The organism is Enterobacter huaxiensis (genome assembly GCF_003594935.2).
Classification (GTDB): domain Bacteria; phylum Pseudomonadota; class Gammaproteobacteria; order Enterobacterales; family Enterobacteriaceae; genus Enterobacter; species Enterobacter huaxiensis.
Genome location: NZ_CP043342.1, coordinates 3458590 through 3481724, shown reverse-complemented (window position 1 = coordinate 3481724; position 23135 = coordinate 3458590). Strand labels below are relative to the sequence as shown.

Here is a 23135-nt window from a genome sequence, read left to right as displayed (position 1 = left end):
CCTGATGCCCTCACCCCAGCCCTCTCCCACAGGGAGAGGGAGCAAACACTAAAAACGGCAGCGATAGCTGCCGTTTTGCTTTCACCTATGCCAGGCGAGGATACGCTTCCGCAATCGCATCACCGGTAAACTGGGCCACCCAGCCCTCCGGATTGTCGAAAATTCGAATCGCCGTAAAGTTCGGCTCTGAGCCCATATCAAACCAGTGCGGCGTGCCCGCGGGAACGGAAATCAGGTCGTTTTTCTCGCACAGCACCTGATACACCTCATCGCCAATGTGCAGGCAGAACAGCCCCGCGCCTTCCACGAAAAAGCGCACTTCGTCTTCGCTGTGGGTGTGTTCGTTCAGGAACTTCGCGCGCAGCGCCTCTTTCTGTGGGTTGTCGGCGCGCAGGCTTATCACGTCCCAGCTTTGATAGCCTTTCTCGGCCACCAGCTTGTCGATCGCGTGCTGATACGCCGCGATCACGGCTTCGGGCGCGGGATCCTGGCCTAAGTCACGATCCGCCGCCCAACGTTCGAACCTCACCCCTTTAGCGTTGAGCTGCTGGGCGATCTCGGCGGCGTCGGTGCTGTGCCACTGAGGCTGGCTGGCGTCTTTATCGGAATAAATGGTCAATGCGCTCATGAAGGGATCTGCTCCGGATTAATCTCGTCGAACTGGTGGATCTGATGATGATGGCTTGCGCCGTCATCATCGCCGCGAATCAGCTGCAGGGTGCGAAAACCTGCCCGTTCAGCCGCGTCCAGCTCCTGATGAATATCGGACAGGAACAGGATCTGCGACGGGGCGATGCCCGTTTGTGCCGCAATGTTTTGATAAGACTGCACCTCGCGCTTGGCGCCGATGTGAGTATCAAAATAGCCGCTGAACAGATGAGTAATATCACCTTCGTCGCTGTAGCCAAATAACAGTTTCTGCGCGGCGACGGAGCCAGAGGAATAAACATAGAGATCAATGCCTTGTGCCTTCCATTTTTCCAGCGCAGGCAGCACGTCCGGATAGAGGTGGCCGGTAAAGTCGCCGTTCACGTAGCCGTCTTGCCAGACGATCCCCTGCAGGGCTTTCAGCGCCGTCGATTTGCGGTCTTCATCCATAAAGGCATACAGCGCCTCGATAAGTTCGCTGACGCTGGCGTGCGGGTGGCCAATTTCATCACGAAGGTTGTCCAGAATAGATTTCACCGGCTCGGCGTACTGCTGCGCGGTCACGAAGGCCCCCAGCCGCTCACGCGCGTAGGGGAACAAAACCTCATGGACAAAACGGATATCGCTGGTGGTCCCTTCAATATCCGTCACAATCGCGCGAATCATACTCTCTCCAGTTGTCGTAAACGCATTTCACATTCGAACAGGAATTCTAATCCTTCAAGGTGACGGCGGGCTTCGGCCACGTCGCGTCCCCAGCAGGTTAAGCCATGGCCGCGCAGAAGAAAACCATAATTAAGCGGGCGTTCCTGCGCGTAATGGGCGATTCGCGAGGCGAGGGCGTCGATATCCTGGTCGTTATCAAATACCGCAACGGCTACCGTATCCAGATGCGTGGTCTGTCCGGTGAGGGATTTTTGCATTTCAAAGCCGCTGATGTTGAGTTCGGCTTCTTTCACCAGACGCGACAGCACCGTGGCGTTGACGGTATGAACGTGCAGGACGGCGTTGGCCTCCGGGAACAGACGATAGATAAGGGTGTGCAACCCGGTCTCCGCCGACGGCCTGCGGCCAGAAGGCGCGCGGTTGGTGGCGATCTCCACCTGCAGAAAATCCTCCGTCGTGAGGCTGCCCTTGTCTTTACCGGATTCGCTGAGCCAGCACAGGCGTTCATCCTGACGCACCGACATGTTGCCGCCGGTGGCGGGCGCCCAGCCTTTGGCGCCAATCCAGCGGCAGGCGTCGACAAGGTGTGTGAGTTGCAGGTTGTCTGTCATTTCCTTTTACCCTCGCGGCCAGGAATATTGATATGGTATAGACGTCTAAGCGTCTTGATTGCCAAAGACTAACATCGTGTTATAGTGTCAGCAACATAAGTATTACAAGCAGGCACCGCACAATGAGCAATAACGCATTGATTCCGCAGAGTAAACTCCCCAATCTCGGTACCACCATCTTTACGCAGATGAGCGCCCTGGCGCAGCAGTACAACGCCATTAACCTTTCGCAAGGGTTCCCGGATTTTGACGGCCCGAACTATTTACAGGCGCGTCTGGCCCATCACGTGGCGCAGGGGGCGAACCAGTACGCGCCGATGACCGGCGTGCAGGCGCTGCGGGACGCCATTGCGGATAAAACGGCCGAGCTGTATGGCTACAGGCCTGATGCGAACAGCGATATCACGGTAACGGCAGGGGCAACCGAGGCGCTGTACGCCGCGATTACCGCGCTGGTGCGCACGGGCGATGAGGTCATCTGCTTTGACCCAAGCTACGATAGCTACGCGCCTGCCATCGAGCTTTCCGGCGGCGTAGTGAAACGCGTGGCGCTGCAGCCACCCCATTTCCGCCCGGACTGGCAGGCGTTTGCTGCGCTGCTGAGCGATAAAACCCGTCTGGTGATCCTGAATACGCCGCACAACCCGTCCGCGACGGTCTGGCAGAAAAGCGACTTCGCCGCGCTGTGGCAGGCGATTGCGGAACGTGAAATTTACGTGCTGAGTGATGAAGTGTATGAGCACATCTGTTTTGCTGAAGAAGGCCACGCCAGCGTGCTGGCGCATCCGCAGCTGCGCGAGCGCGCTGTTGCCGTCTCTTCGTTCGGTAAGACTTTCCACATGACCGGGTGGAAGGTGGGCTACTGTGTGGCACCGGCAGTCATCAGCGCCGAGCTGCGCAAGGTGCACCAGTACCTGACGTTTGCCGTGAACACGCCTGCCCAGCTGGCGCTGGCGGATATGCTGCGCGCCGAACCTGAGCACTATCGCGATCTGCCGGACTTCTATCGAAAACGTCGGGATCTGTTTGTAAACGCGCTGAGCAAAAGCCGTCTGGAGATTTTACCCTGCGAAGGGACCTACTTCCTGCTGGCCGACTACAGCGCGATTTCCGACCTGGACGACGTGAGCTTTTGCCAGTGGCTGACGAAAGAGGTGGGCGTTGCCGCCATCCCGCTGTCGGTGTTCTGCGCCGATCCCTTCCCGCACAGGCTGATTCGCCTCTGTTTTGCGAAACAGGAATCGACGCTGCTGGCGGCGGCTGAGCGTCTGAATACGCTCTGATTATTTTACCGTCCAGGCTTCGGAGTAACGACGGTCTGCAAACAGCTCAAGCAGGCCGTTGATTTGCTTAAGGCGTAACACTTCGTCGCTATCCATCCCCAGCTCCTTGCCTATTTTTTTCGTCGTTCCAGCCGAGTTGAACCAGCTCACGGACGATCTCTGACATGGCGTTGATTTGATGTCGCCCGCGCGCCCGGTTGTGGCGAATGGTGGCCGCCATGCGGTTATGTTTGTCCTGCCGATCCTGGCGCAGACAGGTGACGGGCAAGAAGCCTTTGAGCTGGCGCTTTAACGACGCCCGGTTCGCGCCAATCTCATGGCGATGAAAACCGTCGACAATTTCGTAGTGCCGAGACGCATTCTGCGTCACAACGATAGGTTGAGTGAATCCATCAAGCTCCAGGGACTTGCTCAGCAAGCGTTTTTCCGGAGGGGCAACGTTGTTGGGGTTGTAATCGTTGGCGGTAATATCATCCTGCTTAACCCAGAGCACACAGTCTATAGGCTGCTCACGGAAAGGGCTGTTTTTATGTATCGCCAGCCTAAAAGCGTTAATGGCGCCTATTCGGTCCTCTTCGGGAAGTGACTGAAGGTACGTTTCCATTTCGGTGATTATTCGCTGTCGCATAAAATGCCCCACTCCTTGCGTTTGGCCTTCATTCTGTCGCTGTAGCGCTGATAATGTTTGGGTTTGTTTGGGCTGAAGGAAAGTGCCCGACACCAGTAATCGTTATTGAGTAAAACCTTGCAGATACGCCGCCAGGAGGGAATATCTTTGGTTCCGATATCGCTGTCCTGGGTGTCGGGGATATCCTCCATGCCGCGCTTTTGATACCAGTGAAGATACACCGCGATTTTATTGCGGTAATGCTCTGCCGTATTTTGCGGCATGCTGTCGAGCAGCAGCATGGCGTATTCACGCCAGCAAAGGCGTTCGGGCTTCAGTATTTTGCGATGGCCATAAAAATGATTGTCGTGTCCGGCGTAAATTCCCCCGCTGCGCACGCCGCTGACGCGCTCGCACATGGCGGCCCAGCGTTCGGGTTCAACAACATGGTAGAGCCACAGCCCCTGGCGCTGCTCGGGGCCAAAGGGTTCGCAGATACGCATATAGCGCGGCGGCACGCCGGCCTGGTACATCAGGTCGTATAGCGGGTTATAGCAGCAGCCGGTTTTTGCAAACCAGGTCCAGATATCGGCTGTTTTCCAGTCATAGAGGGGGTAGACATACCAGGCATGCCCGCCCGGTGCGACGGTCGTCCAGGGTTTATCATCAGAAAAACGCTGCTTACGTGCAGAGGCGATAGCCAGAAAACGGTTGTAGGACTCATCAGCGCGGATCCCAACCATGACCGCTGCGGGGCGTTTTTGCGCGTACCATTCGGCAAAATCGCGGACGAAGGCCTCAAACGTCATGCCGTGCTGGTAAAAATCGAAATAGTGAGCATCGGTAATGGCATCTTCCGGCGGCTGGCGAACCCAGCGCGTTTCGGGTGCCCAGCATTGCCATTCAGGTTGAAACTGAGAGAGGGCGTTTTGGGTCGTAATCGGGAGCGCCACCCACCAGAACTGTTGAATAACATCCTGATAAAGCGCCCGCAGTGTTTCAATATGCCTGATGGTTAATGAAAACTGCGCTTCCCAGTCCAGAAAGAACACATCTATTTTTCGTTTCATCTGCCGCGCCTGGAGGGCCACAAGATGAAGCATCACGGTAGAATCTTTTCCGCCAGAAAAGGAAATACACACTCGCTGAAAATTGTTAAGCGTCCAGCCTATGCGTTCAGCAGCGGCCTCAAGAACATTTTCCCGTAAAGGGATTTTATAGATCGACATGGTTCATCGCATCCTGCGTGGTAAATGCCTAACCGAAATTAACGGTTATTATGAAAGTATTTATTCTTACTTTCACGAAATCATTTTCTTTCCCCTGTTTTTAATCGTGTACCTTGCAAATGATTCTTAATCAGTTAAAGGGGAAAAACAGAGTTTATGCATTTTCTCAATGAATGTTGAGAAAACGCTGCTGTTCAGTGATGAACGACTGTAGAGCATATAGACATGCATCTGGGGAAGTTCAAAGGGGGGGGTAATCAGTTTTAATTTTAACGCGTCTTTATATGTCTCAAAGATTGAAACGGGAATAAAGCCTAATAAATCCGATGAGCTGACCATAGAGATGAGCGAGCTGACGGAGTCAGTACGAAACGCGATGTTTCTCTCCGGGAAGACGTCATTGGCGCGGTTCTGGAATTCCTTAACGCCCGGGTGACTACTCTGGTAAAAGGTAAACTTCTCCCGGTATAACGCTTCGGCAGTGGTCGGGTCGGCAATCCTCGGATGGCCGTCTCTGCAAATTAGCACTATCGGCACCGTGGTAAAGTGGGTGCAGACCACAGAGCGGTTATTTACCGGTGCATTAGTGAAGATCAGGTCCGCCTTACGGTACGCAAGCAGATCTTCTGCGGATTCCGGGGAGAGAAGCATATCGCGTTGTTCTATTTCATAATTATCTTCAGCCATTAATAGCTTCATTGGTTCAAGCATATAGCCTGGCGTCACCATTTGAGAGCAATAAATGACGAAATTTTTCTTGATCTCCGTGTGGTGCATCAGGTTGATAGTTTGCTCAATCTGGTTGAGGTTCTGCTCAAGATGATAGTGCAGGTTGGTGCCGACCGTTGTGGGCGTAATCCCCTTACCGGAACGTATGAAGAGGGGGTCATTGAGCTGGCCGCGCAGGCGCTGCAGCGACTGGCTCACGGCAGAGGGGGTGATATAGAGCGTTTCGGCGGCTTTACTGATACTGAGATGTTGGTATATGCATTCGAATATGACTAACAGATTGAGATCGAATTTTTTAAGATCGTAGAGATTTGCCATGGTTCGTCCTGAGTGTGCCGCGTTTGCTGTCGTTATCACATCATTGATAACTATAGAATGAAGCGAACTATTTACAATCGTAGGGGTTCACTTACTTAAGTTTATATTTACATAGCCTTAATATATCACGGCGTTAGATTAATGAAACAGAACTTCACGGGCGATGAAGATAATTTTATCTTTAAAGCGTGAGTGGATTATTTGAATGACAAACGATATTTATATATGGGGAGTGATTTATAATAAAATTTAATTTATAACCTTTTGAAAGCATTTTTGATTTTACCTATCACAGTCATAGGCAGGAATGCCTCTCTTATGGATTGCTCAATCCCGGCCCGAATGGTGTAATCAAACCGCTGTTACCGCCTTGAAGCTAAGGGTTGTAGAGCGCAACGCAACGTCAGCTTCGGCTGGCACTGAATGAACCTGCGGGGAATTCAGGTATCAGGGCCGCCCATTGAGGCGGCCTTTTTACTTTCAGGCTTTCCTGTTCAAGGTTCACCTTGCTGTCTTGTTGAGGTTGTAAGGTTTGGCTGATTGATTTGATAAAGCATACGCATTAGCCCCGATGAGTAAAGTTGGTTACCTTACCTCTCAACGAAAACACGGAGGAAGTACAGATGTCCTTGATTAACACTAAAATTAAACCTTTCAAAAACCAGGCGTTCAAAAACGGTGAGTTCATCGAAGTAACCGAGAAAGATACCGAAGGCCGCTGGAGCGTGTTCTTCTTCTATCCGGCTGACTTCACCTTCGTTTGCCCGACCGAACTGGGTGACGTGGCTGACCATTACGACGAACTGCAGAAGCTGGGCGTAGACGTTTACTCTGTTTCGACCGACACCCACTTCACCCACAAAGCATGGCACGGTAGCTCTGAAACCATCGCAAAAATCAAATATGCGATGATCGGTGACCCGACTGGCGCCCTGACCCGTAACTTCGAAAACATGCGTGAAGATGAAGGCCTGGCTGACCGTGCGACCTTCGTTGTTGACCCGCAGGGCATTATCCAGGCTATCGAAGTTACCGCTGAAGGTATCGGCCGTGACGCATCTGACCTGCTGCGTAAAGTGAAAGCCGCTCAGTACGTTGCTTCTCACCCAGGCGAAGTGTGCCCGGCGAAATGGAAAGAAGGCGAAGCGACTTTGGCTCCATCTTTAGACCTGGTCGGCAAGATCTAAGTCTGTAAAGCCCGGCGGCGCTGCGCTTGCACTGGCCTACAGTATCGTAGGCCGGGTAATCGAAGTACCACCCGGCAATCAATGGGCGCACCCGCGCCCATTTCATCCAAGCACCATGATGCAAGTTGCATTCAGGCCGCCTGTGCAAGGCAGCTTGCATGATGACGTCTTAAGAGAGGGAAGAATAATGCTCGACACAAACATGAAAACCCAGCTCAAGGCCTACCTTGAGAAACTGACCAAACCCGTGGAGCTGATTGCTACGCTTGACGACAGCGCGAAATCGGCAGAAATCAAAGCGCTGCTGGCAGAGATCGCCGAGCTGTCACCAAAGGTGACGTTCAAAGAAGACAACACGCTGGCCGTTCGCAAACCTTCTTTCCTGATTACCAACCCGGGTTCCGATCGCGGGCCGCGTTTTGCCGGTTCGCCGCTGGGGCACGAATTTACCTCTCTGGTGCTGGCGCTGCTGTGGACCGGCGGTCATCCGTCTAAAGAAGCGCAGGCGCTGCTGGAGCAGATCCGCGATATCGACGGCGATTTTGAGTTTGAGACCTATTACTCGCTCTCCTGTCACAACTGCCCGGACGTGGTGCAGGCGCTGAACCTGATGTCAGTCCTGAACCCGCGCATCAAGCACACGGCGATTGACGGCGGTACGTTCCAGAACGAAATCACCGATCGTAACGTGATGGGCGTTCCGGCGGTCTACCTGAACGGCCAGGAGTTCGGCCAGGGCCGCATGACGCTGACCGAAATCGTTGCCAAAGTGGATACCGGTGCCGAAAAACGCACGGCGGAAGCGCTGAACAAGCGTGATGCATACGACGTGCTGATTGTGGGCTCCGGCCCTGCGGGGGCGGCGGCGGCGGTGTATTCCGCGCGTAAAGGCATTCGTACCGGCCTGATGGGCGAACGTTTTGGTGGCCAGGTACTCGATACCGTGGACATCGAAAACTACATCTCCGTGCCGAAAACCGAAGGTCAGAAGCTGGCCGGCGCGCTGAAGGCGCACGTTAGCGATTACGAGGTTGACGTCATCGACAGCCAGAGCGCCAGCAGGCTGGTTCCTGCGGCGGTTGAAGGTGGTCTGCACCAGATTGAAACCGCGTCCGGCGCGGTGCTGAAAGCGCGCAGCATCATCATTGCGACCGGCGCGAAATGGCGCAACATGAACGTGCCGGGTGAAGATCAGTATCGCACTAAAGGCGTAACCTACTGCCCGCACTGCGACGGCCCGCTGTTCAAAGGCAAGCGCGTGGCGGTGATCGGCGGCGGTAACTCCGGCGTGGAAGCGGCTATCGACCTGGCGGGTATCGTTGAACACGTGACCCTGCTGGAATTTGCGCCAGAGATGAAGGCCGACCAGGTGCTGCAGGATAAAGTTCGCAGCCTGAAAAACGTCGATATCGTGCTGAACGCGCAGACCACGGAAGTGAAGGGCGACGGCAGCAAAGTGACGGGTCTGGAATACCGCGACCGCGTAACGGGTGATGTTCACAGCGTGCCGCTGGCGGGGATCTTCGTCCAGATTGGCCTGCTGCCAAACACCACCTGGCTGGAAGGCGCGATTGAGCGCAACCGCATGGGCGAAATCATCATCGATGCCAAATGCGAAACCAGCGTGAAGGGCGTGTTTGCGGCGGGTGACTGTACGACCGTGCCTTACAAACAGATCATCATCGCGACCGGCGAAGGTGCGAAGGCGTCACTGAGTTCGTTTGACTACCTGATCCGTACCAAAACAGCATAATAAAAGAAAGTAAGACGACACCTGCAATAGCAAGAGGCCACCGAAAGGTGGCCTCTTTTTTTTATCTGACCACCATCACCGGAATGTGCGTGTGGCGGATGACGCTCGACGCGTTCGATCCCAGAAGATGGGTGGTAATCGACGGATTGCGGGAGCCGATCACCACAACGTCAGCCTTTAGCTCCTCCGCAAGCTCGTTAACGGCGTCGCGCACGCTGCCGAACCGGACGTGGGTTTTAATGCGAGAAGGATCGATAGTGAAGTGCCCGGCCATGGTTTGCAGGCGCGTTTCGGCTTCGTGCTGCAGATGCTCTTCGAAGCGGCGCACGTCGGCGGCAAAGCGGTGCAGGCTCAGGCTGGCGGAACCCGGCAATACGTGCATGAGATGAATAATGCCGTCCTGCTGCGCCAGGAATTCCGCGTGACGTACGGCCTTGTCGCTCAGTTCCATTTCAAAAACATCAACCGGCATAATGATTGTCTTATACATAACCGTTTCTCCTTGTTTATAAACGCTGAATTCATTCAAACATAAAATATTATTGGTTTCTGTAATCTCAACAGCACTTTTTTATCTCGCCAGGATAAATCTCAAAACGCCCGGATTCCAGGGCAGACCGCCAGAGGACGCTACCCTTTTATAAGCTTACCCACATCCTTTCGGAGGTCGCATGAAAGCACTCACCTACCACGGTCCGCACCATGTTCGCGTTGAGAATGTCCCCGATCCCGTAATTGAACAACCTGACGATATCATCCTGCGCGTGACGGCCACGGCGATTTGCGGGTCCGACCTGCATCTCTATCGCGGCAAGATCCCGAAGGTGGAACACGGCGATATTTTTGGCCATGAATTTATGGGCGAAGTGGTCGAAACGGGAAGGGATGTGAAGAACCTCCAGAAGGGCGAGCGGGTGGTTATTCCCTTCGTCATTGCCTGCGGGGACTGCTTCTTTTGCCAGATGCAGCAGTACGCCGCCTGCGAGAAAACCAACGCCGGGCAGGGGGCTGCGCTGAATAAGAAGCAGATCCCCGCGCCCGCAGCGCTGTTCGGCTATAGCCACCTTTACGGCGGGGTACCGGGCGGTCAGGCGGAGTACGTTCGCGTGCCGAAGGGCAACGTGGGGCCGTTCAAAGTGCCCCAGCTTCTCTCCGATGATAAAGCGCTGTTCCTGTCTGACATCCTGCCTACCGCCTGGCAGGCGGCAAAAAACGCGCAGATTGAAAAAGGCTCAAGCGTGGCGGTTTTCGGCGCGGGGCCGGTCGGTTTACTGACCATTGCCTGCGCGCGGCTTCTGGGCGCTGAGCAGATTTTCGTGATTGACCATCACCCGTATCGGCTGCGATTTGCCCAGGAGCGTTACGGTGCCATCCCCATTAACTTCGACGACGATAACGATGCGGCGGAAAAAATTATCGAGCAGACGGCCGGGCAGCGCGGCGTAGATGCGGTGATTGATGCCGTCGGGTTTGAAGCCAAAGGCAGCACCACGGAAACGATCCTCAGCAATCTCAAAATTGAGGGCAGCAGCGGTAAAGCCCTGCGCCAGTGTATTGCAGCCGTGCGTCGCGGCGGCGTGGTGAGCGTGCCCGGCGTCTATGCCGGTTTTATACACGGCTTCCTGTTTGGCGATGCGTTTGATAAGGGGCTGAGCTTTAAGATGGGCCAGACGCACGTGCATGCCTGGCTGGGAGAGCTGCTGCCGCTGATTGAAAAAGGCCTGCTCACGCCTGAGGAGATCGTCACGCACTATCTGCCGCTGTCGGATGCTGAACGCGCCTACAAGATTTTTGAAAAACGGGAAGAGGAGTGCCGCAAGGTGATCCTGGTGCCTGGCGCAGATACGCCTGAGGCGGCGGAGCAGAAGGTAAAAGGGCTGGTCAACGCGTTCCCCGGCGGGGTGGTGTGACGCAGCTCGCTTACCAGTGACGCTCAAGATACAGCACTGCCGTGACGATTACCGCCAAAAAAATCAGAAAAACCAGCATAATAGCGAGTGTTTCACCCATGACCGTCCCCGCGGCACTAAAACAGATTAAGCGTGGATTAAGGGGATTTTGAGCGACATAGGAAAAATGGGTGATATCACCGAAAGAGGATGCGTATGCATCCTCTGGGCAATGAGAGCGGGTGAATTAACGCAGGTAATCGCCCGCCGCTTCTGGCTGATAAAGCAGTTCCAGCACTTCCAGATGGGCGGAGGCACCTCCCGGTAATTCCCAGTGGATAGTGTCACCCGCGCGAAGCCCAAGCAGGGCTGCGCCAACGGGGGCCAGAACGGAGAGCTGGGCGCTGCTGTCGGTCATCTGCGCCGGATAGACCAGCGTGCGGGTCAGCTCTTCACCGGTGGTCAGGTTGCGGAATTTGACCTGGCTGTTCATGGTCACCACGTCATGCGGCATGGTTTCAGCCGTACACATTTGCGCCCGGTCGAGTTCTTCATTCAGCGCGTCTGCTACCGGGAGTGAAGCGAATTCAGCTTTTTCCAGAAGTCGGTCAATGCGTTCTGCGTCGAGTTCATTAATGATAATTGTGGGTCTGGACATTTTTTACTCCATGTCGTTAATGCTGCGTGTAACGCAGAAACCAATCCAAAAGAAAACCCTCGCCGTCTGGCAGCGAGGGTTTAACTCTCCCGATGATACTCACTGAGCGGGCAAGTTTGAAGTGATGTTGGTCACATTCATCGGTCATATGAATTTTTGGCGAAAAACGTGACGCGATACAAATCTGCATTATCCTTCTTAATTTTTGGCGGATTGCGTTACGCTGAGCGTCCTGAAACAGGGCAATGAGCGAAGCGTAGTTCGCGTCTGCCCCACCAATGAGAGAGCACTATGTACTTCTACCAACCTTCTCAGGGGCACGGCCTGCCGCATGACCCGCTGAACGCCATCATCGGCCCGCGTCCGATTGGCTGGATCTCTTCCTGCGACAAAGCGGGCCAGCTTAACCTCGCCCCGTACAGCTTCTTTAACTGCTTCAACTACCGCCCGCCAATCATCGGCTTTTCCAGCAACGGCTGGAAGGACAGCGTGCGCAATATTACCGAAACGGGCGAATTTGTCTGGAACCTGGCGACGCGCGACCTGGCCGAGGCAATGAATGAAACCTCCGTCACGCTTCCCCACGGTGAAGATGAATTTACCTTTGCCGGGCTCACGCCTGCGGCCAGCCAGCTGGTGAACGCGCCGCGCGTGGCGGAAAGCCCGGTTAACTTTGAGTGCCGCCTGTCGCAGTGCATCCAGCTGACGGGCGCCGACGGTACGCCGGTTGACACCTGGCTGGTGCTGGGGGAAGTGGTCGGTATTCATATTGCCGATACGCTGCTGGAAGAGGGCATTTACCAGACCGCGAAGGCGCAGCCGATTCTGCGCGCGGGTGGGCCAACGGCCTACTATGGGATCAGCGATACGCATCGGTTTGACCTGGTTCGCCCCGACGCGCGCAGGGGATAACATGCTTGATACCCGGCTTCCCGCCGATCGGCAGTTTTTTGCCGACCTGCTCAGCGGGCTGGTGCTGAACCCCCAGCAGCTGGGGCGGGTCTGGTTTGCTCACTCGCCGGCCCCGGCACCTGCCGGGCGTTTTCGTTCTGAGTGGCCCCGTCTCGACGTGGTCCTGCGCGGGGTGTATGGCAACCAGCTGATCCCGGAGCAAAAGGCGATCCGTCAGGGGGAGATGCTGTTTGTGCCTGCCCAGGCGGCCAATGTGCCGATGTTTGACGAGCCGGTGATGCTGCTGAGCATTGTCTTTGCACCCTCCTGGCTGGGGCTGGCGTTTCAGGGGCCGGGCAACGGGCAGCCTCAGCGCAACGTGCAGCTTCCGCATCCGGAAAGAGGCGAGTGTGCCGCCATGCTGATGGCGCTTACGCATCTGAGCGCGTCACCGCAGGATCAGGCCATTATTCAGCCTCTGACGCTAAGCCTGCTTCACTGGTGTCGGAAGGTGGCCTCGGCATGCGCCGAGCCGGGGCTTTCGCGCGGGGCGTTTCTCTACCAGAGCATCTGCAGCTGGCTGCAGAATAATTATGCGGAACCCCTTTCGCGTGAGAGCGTCGCCGCGCTGTTTACGATTTCCCCTAACCACCTGTCGCGCCTGTTTTCGCAGCACGGCACGATGAGCTTTGTGGATTACGTTCGCTGGGTGCGAATGGGCAAAGCGCGCACTATTCTGCAAAAATACCACCTGCCGGTGGGCGAGGTGGCGAAGCGCTGCGGGTACGCCGACAGCGACTATTTTTCCAGGCTGTTTCGGCGCCAGTTTGGTCTGACGCCGGGGGAGTATCGCGCCCGCTTCCAGTAGCAATCAAAAGGTGATTTCAGCAGTGAGCAGGTCAAGCATGCTTTCCGGTGAATCAGCCGCGAACAGGGCTTCCCGAAACGCTTTGTTCACCAGCTTCCTCGCCAGCTGTGAGAATACTTTCACATGGTTGTTCCCCTCCTGCGCGCCCAGCGTCAGCATGATCACCAGCTCCACGTCGCCCATGTCGGACTCCCAGTCGATGGGCTTTTCCAGACGCGCAATGCTGATGCTGGAGTGGCGTATCCACTGCGATTTCGTGTGCGGAATGGCCACGCCGAACCCGACGGCCGTGGTGACAATCTCTTCGCGCTGCCAGATATCCTCTTCCAGCTCCAGCGGATTATCTGTGCGTCCCTGAATCGCCAGGTTGCCGCACAGATACTGGAGCACCTGCTCTTTGGAGGTGAGCGGCTGACCGAAGACGATGGTCTCCCGCGCCAGCAGCGGTCGCGCGGGCTCTTCAGGTGTGAAATCGGCCAGCAGGGTTTCTATCTCTTCCGCGCTGCGACACTCGCAGGCGCTATCGGCCAGCTCCCGGCAGGCCGTCATCGCCAGCTGGCGCAGCTGGGTTTTCACGGCGGGGATACGCGGCCCGCTCATGCTGAACTCGTCGATGCCAAGCCCCAGCAGCAGGGGGAGATAACGACGTTCGCCGGCAAGCTCACCGCAAATCCCGACCCATTTACCGTAGCGGTGGGCGGCCGTGACGATCTGGCGCACCATGCGTAAAAATGACGGCGCGATCGGGTTGTATAGCGGCGATACGCGCGGGTTGTTGCGATCGACCGCGTAAAGATATTGGGTCATGTCGTTTGAGCCGATGCTGAAGAAATCGACCTCTTCGCAGAAGTGGTCGATGATAAAACAGACGGCAGGCACTTCAACCATAATCCCCAGCGGCAGGTGCGGCGTATGGCGCAGTCCTTGCGACGCCAGCTCGTCCCGCACGTTTTGCATTTCCTTTTTGACCCATAAAATCTGATCCAGGCTATGCACCATCGGGATCATCAGCAGCGCATTTCCGCTGGCACCCGCGCGTAAAATGGCGCGAAGCTGGGTGCGGAACAGGTGAGCAAACTCCGGATAGATGCGCACCGCGCGATAGCCGAGGAACGGATTCTCCTCCTGCGGAATATTCAGGTACGGGATCTGCTTGTCGCCGCCAATGTCCATGGTGCGGAAGATGACGGGTTTACCCTCTGCGGAGAGAAGGACCTGCTGGTAGGCTTCAAATTGCTCCTGCTCGTCCGGGGCGCTATCGCGGTCCATGTAAAGCATCTCGGTTCGAAACAGGCCAACGCCCTGCGCGCCGCAGGCGAACGCGCCAGGGGCCTCCAGCGCGCTGCCGATGTTGGCCGCAATATCTACCGGAACGTTATCCCGCGTGAGTGCAGGCAGCCCTGCGTCTTTGATCTGCTGCTGGTGGCGGATCTCGGCGAGGCGCTGCGCCACGCTATAGTAGCGGCTCACGGCCTCATTGGGCTCCGTAACCAGTACGCTGCAGATGCCGTCCAGAACCGCCTCTTTGCCCATAAACGGCGCCAGCGAGGAGACCGTTTGGCCGCTCAGCACGGGAATGGACGCGGCGCGTGCCAGTATCAGCGTGTGCGACGTTCGCCCCGTTTTCTCCAGCACCATGCCTGCCAGGTAGCGGGTGTCGAGGCTTAAAAACTGGCTGGGCGTTAAATCTTCGGCCACCAGAATCGTGGGCGCGTTGAGGGTAAACCCGGAGGCCTGCTGGAGTTCAGGCCAGGTGATAGTCAGCAGCTGCTCGCTGATGTCGCGGATATCGCTGACGCGCTCACGAAGGTAGTCGCTGGCCGAGTTAGACAGCTTGTCGCAGATCTGCTCCATGTTACGAATGATGGCGTCGGCAAGGCTAAGCCGATCGCTGCTTATCAGGCGGCGTATGTTGCCCCCAAATTCATCATCCTGAATCAGCGAGAGATGGGCGCTGATGATGGTTTTACTCTCGCCTTCAAGCCCGCGCAGGCGATGGTTAAGCTGCTCTGCAAGCGTGGCCAGGCTGTGTTCCAGGCGCGTACAGTCCTCCGGCGACGCCGGGTTCTGGCGATAGCGCTGGAGATTATCGCTTTGCCAGCCTTGCAATGTGCCGGTACCGATGCCGGTGGCGAGCGTAATGGCGTGCTGCAGCTGCGGGTTGAGCCGCACCAGCGAGCGGGGAAGGGGATGGGCAACGTGGGGCGCATCACCGGAAGGTATGCTGTCGCTGTCGATAAATTCCGCATTGATATACTGCTCAAGGGCGCGTCGTGCCTGCTCCTCGTCGCTACCGCTCAGTTCCAGCACGCAGCTGTCGTTGAACAGCGTCCCCGTGCCGATCAGCGCCAGCGAACTTTTGGCATCCGCGTGGGTGTTAAGGCGTTTGTTGATAAAACGGATATCGCAGTGCCATGCGCTGCACTGCTCCTTCAGCGCCCAGGCCGGGCGCGCGTGCAGCCCGTTGGGCAGTGGGCAGAAAAATTCAATCGAAAGCATGGTTACTCCTTACCGCGTGAGATCAGCACCTGAAGTCCGTCAGGTGAGCCACGGTCTCACGGTTCATGCATGCCACAAGGGCGACAAGCAGTTGATGGGTGTGGTTAATGTCGTTTTCGTCGGCGATGGATGCCGCGCAGTGCCCGTGTCGGGTCGGCGGGCCCAGCACCACGGCAGGCACGCCCGTGCCGGAGAGATGTACCGCTCCCCCGTCGGTGCCGCCGTTGCTGAACATGTCTTTTTGCAGCGGGATGCCTAATGGGCGCGCGACTTTTTCAATAAACGCCGTCAGTTTTGGCGGGGCGATAAGGGTTTTGTCATACAGCACCAGCATGGGGCCCGCGCCAATCTGGCGATGGTTTGCGCTGCCGTAATCAAAGTTTTTAGACCAGCAGGCGGTATCGAGCACCAGCGCGATATCGGGGTTGATGGCCCGCGTAGCGGTCTCTCCACCCCGCAGGCCTACCTCCTCGCTTGAGCTTGCTACGAGCCATAGCTCGCAGTCGAGCGGCGCCCGATGGAGCTCGCGCAGCAGGGCGATCAGCAGGTAACAACCGAGCCGGTCGTCAAAGGCTTTTCCCATCACGCGGCGGTGGGGAAGACGCTGAAACAGGGTATCGAACGTCACGCGGTCACCCGCGTCAATGCCGCTGGCTAACACCTCTTCAGCCGAGATGGCACCGATGTCGACGCGCAGATTGTCAACGGTAGCGCCGTTGACGTCCCCATCCAGCAAACCGGGGATTTTCCGTCCGTCACGCGTGGTTATGCGGACCGGCTGTAGGGTGCGTGCCATCATGCGCACGTTGCCAATCGGCAGCACGTCGATCGCCCCTTCCTTCGTAATGCTGCGCACCATAAACCCGACTTCGTCCATATGGGCGCAGACCATCACCTTCGGCCCGCTGCTCTGGTTAACGCGGATGAGCACGGAGCCGAGGCCGTCAAACTGCACCTCTTTATGGTGCTTATGCGCCTCACCGATCAGGATGTCGCGCACCTCCTGTTCTGAGGCGGCAATCGCATCGGCTTCGCTCAGCGCGCGCAGTAATTCATGGTCCATTACCGTTCTCCCGTTATTTGCAGGGTCTTATCCATGGCGTAGAGCACCTCGGCTCCCGTCTCCGTCACCAGAACGACGTCTTCAATGCGCACGCCGCCCGCGCCCTCAAGGTAGATACCCGGTTCGACGGTCAAGAGCATACCGGGCTGCAGCAGCGTGCTATCGGTTGGAGAAAAGCGCGGGTTTTCATGGACATCAATGCCGATGGCGTGCCCGGTATTGTGGCCGAACTGCGGCCCGTAGCCCGCGCGTTCAATCACCGAGCGGGCGGCGCTGTCCACCTGATGGCAGGGAATACCGGGGCGAATCGCGCGGATGGCCGCGAGCTGCGCCTCCAGCACGGTCTGATAGACCTGATAAAGCGGATGCTTTTCGGGGCTCTGGCTCTGTCCGGCGACAAGGAACGTCCTCGTCATGTCCGAGCAGTATCCCTGGTGTTGGGCGCCAAAATCGAGAGTGATCAGTTCCCCTGCATTAATCACTTTGTCAGAGGCTTTTCCATGCGGCAGGGCGCCGCGCGGCCCGCTGGCAACGATGGTGTCGAAAGAGGGCTTTTCCGCCCCCTGCTGCTTCATAAACCACTCCAGCTCGGCGGCGACCTCGCGCTCGCGCATGCCTGGCTGGATAAAGCGACGGATGTGCCGTGCTGCGCTGTCGGCAATGCGACAGGCCGCGCGAATGCGGGCAATTTCGTCCGCCGTTTTTATCTGCCGCAGGGCATCAAGGGAGATACCGCAAAGCGTTGTACCTAGCGTGTCGCGCCACTGACTGCCGGTTTGCCAGCTGACGTGTTCACCTTCGAACCCCAGCGTGGCGAGGTTTTCCTCGGCAATGAGGCGGTTCACTACCGTGGCAAACGGGTTTGCTGCATCAAGCAGATGCATCCGGTAGCCCGCCGCGCGCGAGGCGATATCGTTGTAATAGCGAAAATCCACCAGGATGTGTGCGCGCGCCTGCGTCACCAGCACGTAGCCTGAACCGGTTGAAATCCCCAGATGCGGCTGTTTATTCTGGCGCGACGCAATCAGTACGCCATCCAGCTTTTCTGCTGCCAGCCAGTGGCGGAGCTTTGTCAGTAAATCCATTCTTCACCCCATTACAGCGTATCGATGGCGAGTTTTCCGCGTTTGTGCATGCTGTTGCGGATGGTGACCACCAGCAGGGCGGTAATGACCGCGCCGACAAGAATGCTCAGCATATAGGCGCCGAGATTGGTCACCAGCGGCCACGCCCAGATTGCCGATTCCGGGAACCACTGAACGGCACCCAGCGCGGTAGCGGTCATGGCGCCGGCGATCGCACCGATCATGTACGCGGGCAGCGTAGCGAGCGGGTTCTCCAGTAAAAACGGAATGGCGCCTTCGCTGATCCCCATAAAGGCGAGGAACATCGCCGTTTTGCCCTGCGGATAGAGCTGCGGGCTGAACAGGCGTTTGCCGGTCAGACGGCGATCGATAAGCGTGGCCAGGCCGAGGCCAATCGGTGGAATGACAATGGCCACCGCGCGCGAGGTGATCGGCAATACGTGGTCGGTGGTTAACCCCAGCCCGACAAAACCGGCCGCTTTGTTGATAGGCCCGCCGAGATCAATGGCCGTCGCGGCCGCCATGCCGATGGCGTACATCATCGAACCCGCCTGACCAGCAGCGAGCAGCAGGGTGCGCATACCCGCATTTAACCAGCCGCCAATGGGGGTGATGACGTAATACATCGCCAGCATGACAAACAGCGCGGAGAGAATCGGGATCAGGAAGGTGCTTTTGAAGGCCAGCAGATACTGCGGCACGCTGATTTTCGTGTTCAGCCACTTCACCAGGTAGCCTGCTGCAATCGCGATAATCAGCGCGCCAATAAAGGTGGAAGGCACGGGTTTGGTGGCAAGCCAGGTCAGTTTTTCAGGATCGAAATTCAATACCAGCGTGGGCTGCGTGGCGACTAGACCGCCGATAAAACCGGCCGGGAAGGCCAGCTTGCCGCCGATGGAGTTGGCGACAAAGGCGGAAAACATCGGGATTGCAAAACTAAACAGCAGCCCGCCGAAGGATTCGGTGAGATAGCCGAATTTCAGAACGGAGAGATTGAACCCGGTAAATTTGCCCGAGTTCAGCGCGTCCAAAATGCCGGTATCGGGCGGAATTTCCAGCCAGACGTAGGCGATAAGCTGTGAAATGGCGAGGATCACCCCGCCCATAATGAGTGTCGGCACCATGCGGGAAATACCCGACATAATGTGCTGAGGAAGTTCCTTCCAGAAAGCGTTGCTGGTGGCAACCGGCGCGGGTTTGATTGCGAGCGTACCGCCCTCGTGACCTTCCGGGCGAACCGCACTGCGTTTTTTAATTGCCATGACGAAAACCCCTGAGGTTGAAAATTATTATTGTTCTGCTGCGATCATCTCTTCGATCTCTTTCAGGGTGCCCGCCGCGTTTTTAATGGCGTCCTGAAGCGTGATCTCGTAGACGTCGCGCGTTTCGAAGCGCTCGTTGTCTTCCGGGGTGATGGCGATGGCGTGGATGATAATGTCGGCTTCGGCGATATCCTGCGCCGTTAAGCGGTTCTGGATGCCGTCTGCACCCTGCGTTTCAATCTTGACCTCGTAGCCTGCTTCCGTGGCGGCATCTTCCAGCGCCTGAGCGGCCATAAAGGTATGTGCCAGACCCATCGGGCAGGCGCACAGCGCGATCAATTTTTTAGCCATGTGAAATTCCTCCAGTAGATGACGCCTCGATTATGGCGGGGAGGTTTCGATTGTGTTTACCGGATAAATGATGCAATAGCTGGATGAATGATGCGTATGCGCGGAAGTGTGACGCTAATCGTCATATAACGGAAATGAATGAAAATCCGGGCAGGGGAGGCCCGGAAGAGAATTAATATCCGACTTTGTCGATTACAAACTGTTTGCCGCAGCTGCCGGGATGCGGCTGTGGCGCAAACGAACCTGCGGAAAGCGGATTATTTATGGTGTCGGCCTTCAGGGAGATCTGCATTTCCGTCAGGTAGGCCGGGTTACCGTTGCAGGTGAGCTTGAACGCTTTGACATTTTCCCTGCCCCAGGTGGTGGCGACAGCCTTGTCAAAGGCGCTGCGGGTAACGGTTTTGCCGTAGTTATCCGCGAGGAATTTTCCCACCGCGCTGCTTTTGACTTCCTGATTCAAACGCACCATGGTGCCAAAATAGGCGTCGGGGTCGAACCCGAAGCAGACGCCGTGTTTAGCATACTCGTAGCGTTCCAGGCAGGAGTTCCCGCCCGCGCCGGGCATGACGCTGTTCAGCTTTGCCGCCCCGGACAGGGACAGGCCGGTTTCGGCGGCGGCGCATTTGCGGCTGGCTTTGGCTTCCGGCATGTTCGGCAGCGGGCGGGTGGCGCAGCCAAAGCGCATCCAGCGACGTTCGTCTACCCCGCGCGACGCTATAGACTTCGGCAGGCCGGGCCACAGGCCGTGAACGGTCAGGAAATCACTCTTGCTGGCACTCTCTTTTTGCAGGCGGCACTCGTCAGGCTCCTTGCGGCTGCGATCGGCCATGCTTTGACAAAACCCGGTTTGCCAGGAAAGCGCCAGAACGTAGCGATCGAAATCGGCGTATTGCGTTGCCTTGAGCGGTTCGGCCTCGATGGAGAATACACAAAGTGCGAGCGCCATGGCGCCGGACGGGATAATGACATCCTTCCTGAACATTTGATTTCCTGATTGATGAAACGCGATTAATTTCTGGCAGTTATTAAAACACAAAAAGCGCCCGCAGGCGCTTTAAGGTATTCAGAAATTTAGCTTAGGCGGCGCCGGGAACCAGCACTTCCGTGGCGATAATAACGATGATCAAACCCACCAGTACCGGGACTGAGGTGCGTTTTACCACTTCAAACGGCGAAATTTTTGCCATACCCGCCACCGCGACCACCACCCCCGATACCGGGGAAATGGTGCGCCCCAGGTTAGAGGCCTGCAGCATAGGGATAGACAGATAGGCCGGGTTGATGCCGGAGGAGTGCGCGAGTTTCGGGATCATCTCAACGAAGGCGTAGAACGGTGCGTTCCCTGAACCGGTGGTCATGGCCGCCAGCATGGTCAGCACAACCAGCACCAGCATCAGGATAATGCTGGCAGAGCCAAACGAGGTTGCGATGGAGATCAGGCTCTGGATAAAGCCGATGGTGCTCAGACCCTGGGCAAACACGCCCGCCGCCACCAGCAGCATGACCACCCCAGCGAACGCATCGGCCATGCCGCGATACGCGACTTCCAGGCCCGAGAAGACTTTCTGCGTGTTAAACCCGCGCACAAATTCCAGCAGGGCGGCCAGCAGCATGCAGATCACCAGGATAGTAATGATATGCAGCTGCGGACCCCATTTGCCGTCAAAAATCAGCACGCCGATGATCGGGGTGAACGGCAGAATGGAATAGAACCCTGGCGCGGTGGTGGTGATCTCGCTGACGTCCATCATCTCGTGGCTGATGTTCTCTTTCTTATCGAGATAGCGCTGCCAGAAGAAGTGCGCGACGCCCATTCCGACGATGGCCACAATGGAGATGGGCAGCGTGGTTTTGAACGCGAAGTCGATGAGCGACATCTCTGCGGCCTTCGCGGCGAGCACCACGTCGCCAGAGGTGGGAGAGAGAATAATGGCCGCAGGGGAAGCGCAAATTGCCGCCGCCGCGCCGCGGCTGATGCCCACGTTGACCATCACCGGGAACAGCGTCGCCATCAGCAGTACGCCAAGACCGGTCGCCGACGAAACGGCAAGAGACATCAGGCAGGCCAGGAAATAGGCGGCGACCATCAGCAGATACGGGGAGTTGATATATTGAAGTGGCTTAGAGGCCATTTTAACCACCATATCGTTGGCACCGATATGGGTCATATAGGCGGCAAAACCACACAGCATCATGATCATCATGCCCAGGTCGCCGCCGCGGCTCATAAGCAGGATTTTAATATATTCAACGATGTCAGTGGCGGTATAGCCGGTACTGGTTTCGCTGGCCGGTAAAACCTGATGGCCCATTAGCGCACTGACGATCAGCAGCGTCAGGCCGCCGACGAATAACACGCCCGTGGCCGAATAGCCTTTAATGATGTAGCGCGCTACACCCACAATGACGACGACTCCGATAAGGAGCTCGATAAACGTAAGCATGGTTTCCCCTGTACCCTTGCTGCCCGAGAGCACGAATAATCAATAAAAAAGAAGCATGAAATGTGCCGAATAAATGGCCACTCCTTGCTGATTAAAATCAATAAAATTACTACTAAAGGAGATGATGACGATATTTTTGCCAACGTAGCGCCATTTTTATCACTTCATTATTGATTGGCTTAATCATCATTATATGTCATTAAATTGATATGGCATTGTTAAGTTATTAAGCGTTAATGGCCCGCCAGCCGGTAATTAACGTAAAACTCGTTAAAAGCGCTTTTCATCCATTCTTTTGCCTGCTTATACTCCGGCTACCTTTTCTCACTTGACGATACCGATATGCATGCCAGCTGGTCCTGTCGCCTGCGCTTCCTCAAAAAACATCTGCTGATGTTTTTGGTCGCCTTTGGCTGGCTGTTCATTCAGAGTCAGGTGGCGATTGCCTCCCACGACTGTTCTATCGATTTGCGCGGTGAGGTCGCGGCTATCCAGCATATGGATATGATGGCGAAACCGGGTCCGCACCATGCGGTCGACGCGTCGCCGCTGTGCGAAAAGCACTGCGTGCCGGATCAGGTTCAGAAAGATCCCGCACAGCCGCAGCTGGTGGCGCTTCCTGCCGCCATGATGCTCTCCTTCACTCCGCCAGAATGCACCTCCGTCAGCCACGCTGCGTGGTCACTGTCTCCGCCTGCTGTGGGGCCCCCGGCAACGATTCGCTATTGCCGGTTCAGAGAGTAGATACACCTGTTAATCCGTTGTTTTTAATTTAATTAACGTTTAACAGGAGTTTTATCATGCGTGCTTTATACCTTTCCGCGCTGCTTGGCGCGTCCGTCTCTTTCGCTTCTTATTCCGTACAGGCCAACCAGAGCTGGCAGGGCCACGGGGTGGTTCAGTCTGTTTCTAAGGACGCCGTCATGCTTCAGCATGACGCCATTCCCGAACTGAAATGGCCGGCGATGACCATGCCGTTCACGTTGTCTGCGGGCGCAGAGCTAAACGGTGCAAAACCCGGTGACGAGGTGACCTTCACGCTTGAGCGTGCGGGTGACGGCTTCCAGATTGTCTCGCTGACGCCTAAGCGCTAA

Annotated in this window: 23 protein-coding genes and 1 pseudogene; 8 read left to right on the top strand and 16 right to left on the bottom strand. The window is 56.4% G+C overall.

Features of this window, described 5'->3' with window-relative positions; translation table 11 throughout:
- Nucleotides 1-85: 85 nt before the first annotated feature.
- The 3 genes from D5067_RS16660 to D5067_RS16650 are packed head-to-tail and all read right to left on the bottom strand — an operon-like array spanning nucleotide 86 to nucleotide 1925.
- Nucleotides 86-628, bottom strand: a complete 543-nt coding sequence (locus tag D5067_RS16660; RefSeq protein WP_119935125.1) for a 1,2-dihydroxy-3-keto-5-methylthiopentene dioxygenase — start codon at nucleotides 626-628, stop codon at nucleotides 86-88.
- Entirely contained in the window at nucleotides 625-1314 is a 690-nt protein-coding gene (gene mtnC / locus D5067_RS16655) for an acireductone synthase (RefSeq protein WP_119935124.1), read from the bottom strand. The genes D5067_RS16660 and mtnC overlap by 4 nt, the downstream gene beginning before the upstream one ends.
- Entirely contained in the window at nucleotides 1311-1925 is a 615-nt protein-coding gene (locus D5067_RS16650) for a methylthioribulose 1-phosphate dehydratase (protein WP_119935123.1), read from the bottom strand. Before D5067_RS16650 ends, mtnC begins: the two co-directional genes overlap by 4 nt.
- Nucleotides 1926-2047: 122 nt before the next feature.
- On the opposite strand from D5067_RS16650, the gene D5067_RS16645 reads away from it, so the two are divergent.
- Nucleotides 2048-3208, top strand: a complete 1161-nt coding sequence (locus tag D5067_RS16645) for a pyridoxal phosphate-dependent aminotransferase (protein WP_119935122.1) — start codon at nucleotides 2048-2050, stop codon at nucleotides 3206-3208.
- Here the strand turns inward: D5067_RS16645 and D5067_RS16640 are convergent.
- The 3 genes and pseudogenes from D5067_RS16640 to citR form a co-directional block, all read right to left on the bottom strand.
- Nucleotides 3209-3836 (bottom strand): annotated as a pseudogene (locus D5067_RS16640) (IbrB-like domain-containing protein).
- Nucleotides 3821-5044: a phosphoadenosine phosphosulfate reductase gene (locus D5067_RS16635; protein ID WP_119935121.1), complete on the bottom strand. Its 1224-nt coding sequence runs from the start codon at nucleotides 5042-5044 to the stop codon at nucleotides 3821-3823. The pseudogene D5067_RS16640 and the gene D5067_RS16635 overlap by 16 nt, the downstream one beginning before the upstream one ends.
- 126 nt (nucleotides 5045-5170) lie before the next feature.
- Nucleotides 5171-6091 carry a DNA-binding transcriptional repressor CitR gene (gene citR, locus D5067_RS16630; RefSeq protein WP_119935120.1) on the bottom strand — a complete coding sequence of 307 codons (921 nt, stop codon included), beginning with the start codon at nucleotides 6089-6091 and terminating at the stop codon, nucleotides 5171-5173.
- Nucleotides 6092-6714: 623 nt separating this feature from the next.
- Here citR and ahpC point away from each other — a divergent pair.
- The gene (gene ahpC / locus D5067_RS16625; RefSeq protein WP_010428492.1) at nucleotides 6715-7278 is read left to right on the top strand and encodes an alkyl hydroperoxide reductase subunit C; all 564 of its coding nucleotides are present in this window, start codon (nucleotides 6715-6717) and stop codon (nucleotides 7276-7278) included.
- A gap of 187 nt (nucleotides 7279-7465) precedes the next feature.
- On the top strand, nucleotides 7466-9031 hold the full coding sequence (gene ahpF / locus D5067_RS16620) for an alkyl hydroperoxide reductase subunit F (protein WP_119935119.1): 1566 nt from the start codon (nucleotides 7466-7468) through the stop codon (nucleotides 9029-9031).
- A 61-nt stretch (nucleotides 9032-9092) separates the two neighbouring features.
- Here ahpF and uspG read toward each other — a convergent pair whose 3' ends face one another.
- Complete coding sequence (gene uspG, locus D5067_RS16615; RefSeq protein WP_119935118.1) at nucleotides 9093-9521, bottom strand: universal stress protein UspG; 429 nt, start codon at nucleotides 9519-9521, stop codon at nucleotides 9093-9095.
- 181 nt (nucleotides 9522-9702) lie between these two features.
- Between uspG and D5067_RS16610 the strand changes: the two genes are divergently transcribed.
- Complete coding sequence (locus D5067_RS16610) at nucleotides 9703-10941, top strand: zinc-dependent alcohol dehydrogenase (protein ID WP_119935117.1); 1239 nt, start codon at nucleotides 9703-9705, stop codon at nucleotides 10939-10941.
- A gap of 10 nt (nucleotides 10942-10951) precedes the next feature.
- On the opposite strand, the gene yldA is transcribed toward D5067_RS16610, so the two are convergent.
- Both yldA and rnk read right to left on the bottom strand, forming a co-directional pair.
- Nucleotides 10952-11020 carry a small membrane protein YldA gene (gene yldA, locus D5067_RS24160; RefSeq protein ID WP_374208615.1) on the bottom strand — a complete coding sequence of 23 codons (69 nt, stop codon included), beginning with the start codon at nucleotides 11018-11020 and terminating at the stop codon, nucleotides 10952-10954.
- 147 nt (nucleotides 11021-11167) lie between these two features.
- On the bottom strand, nucleotides 11168-11578 hold the full coding sequence (gene rnk, locus D5067_RS16605) for a nucleoside diphosphate kinase regulator (RefSeq protein WP_119935116.1): 411 nt from the start codon (nucleotides 11576-11578) through the stop codon (nucleotides 11168-11170).
- 291 nt (nucleotides 11579-11869) lie between these two features.
- Between rnk and D5067_RS16600 the strand changes: the two genes are divergently transcribed.
- Nucleotides 11870-12490 carry a flavin reductase family protein gene (locus D5067_RS16600; protein WP_119935115.1) on the top strand — a complete coding sequence of 207 codons (621 nt, stop codon included), beginning with the start codon at nucleotides 11870-11872 and terminating at the stop codon, nucleotides 12488-12490.
- Nucleotide 12491: 1 nt separating this feature from the next.
- The gene (locus tag D5067_RS16595) at nucleotides 12492-13337 is read left to right on the top strand and encodes a helix-turn-helix transcriptional regulator (RefSeq protein ID WP_119935114.1); all 846 of its coding nucleotides are present in this window, start codon (nucleotides 12492-12494) and stop codon (nucleotides 13335-13337) included.
- Nucleotides 13338-13340: 3 nt separating this feature from the next.
- Here the strand turns inward: D5067_RS16595 and ptsP are convergent, their stop codons facing one another.
- From ptsP to dcuC, 7 genes are all read right to left on the bottom strand, one after another.
- Nucleotides 13341-15836: a phosphoenolpyruvate--protein phosphotransferase gene (ptsP, locus tag D5067_RS16590; RefSeq protein ID WP_119935113.1), complete on the bottom strand. Its 2496-nt coding sequence runs from the start codon at nucleotides 15834-15836 to the stop codon at nucleotides 13341-13343.
- A gap of 22 nt (nucleotides 15837-15858) precedes the next feature.
- On the bottom strand, nucleotides 15859-16899 hold the full coding sequence (ypdE, locus tag D5067_RS16585; protein ID WP_119935112.1) for an aminopeptidase: 1041 nt from the start codon (nucleotides 16897-16899) through the stop codon (nucleotides 15859-15861).
- Nucleotides 16899-17984 carry an aminopeptidase gene (gene ypdF, locus D5067_RS16580; protein ID WP_119935111.1) on the bottom strand — a complete coding sequence of 362 codons (1086 nt, stop codon included), beginning with the start codon at nucleotides 17982-17984 and terminating at the stop codon, nucleotides 16899-16901. The genes ypdE and ypdF overlap by 1 nt, the downstream gene beginning before the upstream one ends.
- A gap of 11 nt (nucleotides 17985-17995) precedes the next feature.
- On the bottom strand, nucleotides 17996-19246 hold the full coding sequence (locus D5067_RS16575) for a PTS fructose transporter subunit IIC (protein ID WP_119935110.1): 1251 nt from the start codon (nucleotides 19244-19246) through the stop codon (nucleotides 17996-17998).
- Nucleotides 19247-19273: 27 nt separating this feature from the next.
- Complete coding sequence (locus D5067_RS16570) at nucleotides 19274-19597, bottom strand: PTS fructose transporter subunit IIB (protein ID WP_119935109.1); 324 nt, start codon at nucleotides 19595-19597, stop codon at nucleotides 19274-19276.
- A 172-nt stretch (nucleotides 19598-19769) separates the two neighbouring features.
- Entirely contained in the window at nucleotides 19770-20579 is an 810-nt protein-coding gene (gene rna, locus D5067_RS16565; RefSeq protein WP_119935108.1) for a ribonuclease I, read from the bottom strand.
- Nucleotides 20580-20673: 94 nt separating this feature from the next.
- Nucleotides 20674-22041 (bottom strand): anaerobic C4-dicarboxylate transporter DcuC, encoded by a 1368-nt coding sequence (gene dcuC, locus D5067_RS16560; RefSeq protein WP_119935107.1) that lies wholly within the window; start codon nucleotides 22039-22041, stop codon nucleotides 20674-20676.
- Between the two features lie 342 nt (nucleotides 22042-22383).
- On the opposite strand from dcuC, the gene D5067_RS16555 reads away from it, so the two are divergent.
- Entirely contained in the window at nucleotides 22384-22785 is a 402-nt protein-coding gene (locus D5067_RS16555) for a hypothetical protein (RefSeq protein WP_119935106.1), read from the top strand.
- 56 nt (nucleotides 22786-22841) lie between these two features.
- On the top strand, nucleotides 22842-23135 hold the full coding sequence (locus tag D5067_RS16550) for a copper-binding protein (protein ID WP_119935105.1): 294 nt from the start codon (nucleotides 22842-22844) through the stop codon (nucleotides 23133-23135).

Excerpts from the sequence above, each read along its gene's own strand:
- D5067_RS16610 (WP_119935117.1), top strand. The coding sequence starts at position 9,703 with ATGAAAGCACTCACCTACCACGGTCCGCACCATGTTCGCGTTGAGAAT.
- D5067_RS16595 (WP_119935114.1), top strand. The coding sequence starts at position 12,492 with ATGCTTGATACCCGGCTTCCCGCCGATCGGCAGTTTTTTGCCGACCTG.
- rnk (WP_119935116.1), bottom strand. The coding sequence starts at position 11,578 with ATGTCCAGACCCACAATTATCATTAATGAACTCGACGCAGAACGCATT.
- ypdE (WP_119935112.1), bottom strand. The coding sequence starts at position 16,899 with ATGGACCATGAATTACTGCGCGCGCTGAGCGAAGCCGATGCGATTGCC.
- ypdF (WP_119935111.1), bottom strand. The coding sequence starts at position 17,984 with ATGGATTTACTGACAAAGCTCCGCCACTGGCTGGCAGCAGAAAAGCTG.
- dcuC (WP_119935107.1), bottom strand. The coding sequence starts at position 22,041 with ATGCTTACGTTTATCGAGCTCCTTATCGGAGTCGTCGTCATTGTGGGT.
- D5067_RS16645 (WP_119935122.1), top strand. The coding sequence starts at position 2,048 with ATGAGCAATAACGCATTGATTCCGCAGAGTAAACTCCCCAATCTCGGT.
- D5067_RS16600 (WP_119935115.1), top strand. The coding sequence starts at position 11,870 with ATGTACTTCTACCAACCTTCTCAGGGGCACGGCCTGCCGCATGACCCG.
- D5067_RS16635 (WP_119935121.1), bottom strand. The coding sequence starts at position 5,044 with ATGTCGATCTATAAAATCCCTTTACGGGAAAATGTTCTTGAGGCCGCT.
- D5067_RS16650 (WP_119935123.1), bottom strand. The coding sequence starts at position 1,925 with ATGACAGACAACCTGCAACTCACACACCTTGTCGACGCCTGCCGCTGG.
- D5067_RS16550 (WP_119935105.1), top strand. The coding sequence starts at position 22,842 with ATGCGTGCTTTATACCTTTCCGCGCTGCTTGGCGCGTCCGTCTCTTTC.
- D5067_RS16570 (WP_119935109.1), bottom strand. The coding sequence starts at position 19,597 with ATGGCTAAAAAATTGATCGCGCTGTGCGCCTGCCCGATGGGTCTGGCA.
- D5067_RS16660 (WP_119935125.1), bottom strand. The coding sequence starts at position 628 with ATGAGCGCATTGACCATTTATTCCGATAAAGACGCCAGCCAGCCTCAG.
- mtnC (WP_119935124.1), bottom strand. The coding sequence starts at position 1,314 with ATGATTCGCGCGATTGTGACGGATATTGAAGGGACCACCAGCGATATC.
- ahpF (WP_119935119.1), top strand. The coding sequence starts at position 7,466 with ATGCTCGACACAAACATGAAAACCCAGCTCAAGGCCTACCTTGAGAAA.
- ptsP (WP_119935113.1), bottom strand. The coding sequence starts at position 15,836 with ATGCTTTCGATTGAATTTTTCTGCCCACTGCCCAACGGGCTGCACGCG.
- D5067_RS16575 (WP_119935110.1), bottom strand. The coding sequence starts at position 19,246 with ATGGCAATTAAAAAACGCAGTGCGGTTCGCCCGGAAGGTCACGAGGGC.
- citR (WP_119935120.1), bottom strand. The coding sequence starts at position 6,091 with ATGGCAAATCTCTACGATCTTAAAAAATTCGATCTCAATCTGTTAGTC.
- rna (WP_119935108.1), bottom strand. The coding sequence starts at position 20,579 with ATGTTCAGGAAGGATGTCATTATCCCGTCCGGCGCCATGGCGCTCGCA.
- ahpC (WP_010428492.1), top strand. The coding sequence starts at position 6,715 with ATGTCCTTGATTAACACTAAAATTAAACCTTTCAAAAACCAGGCGTTC.
- uspG (WP_119935118.1), bottom strand. The coding sequence starts at position 9,521 with ATGTATAAGACAATCATTATGCCGGTTGATGTTTTTGAAATGGAACTG.
- D5067_RS16555 (WP_119935106.1), top strand. The coding sequence starts at position 22,384 with ATGCATGCCAGCTGGTCCTGTCGCCTGCGCTTCCTCAAAAAACATCTG.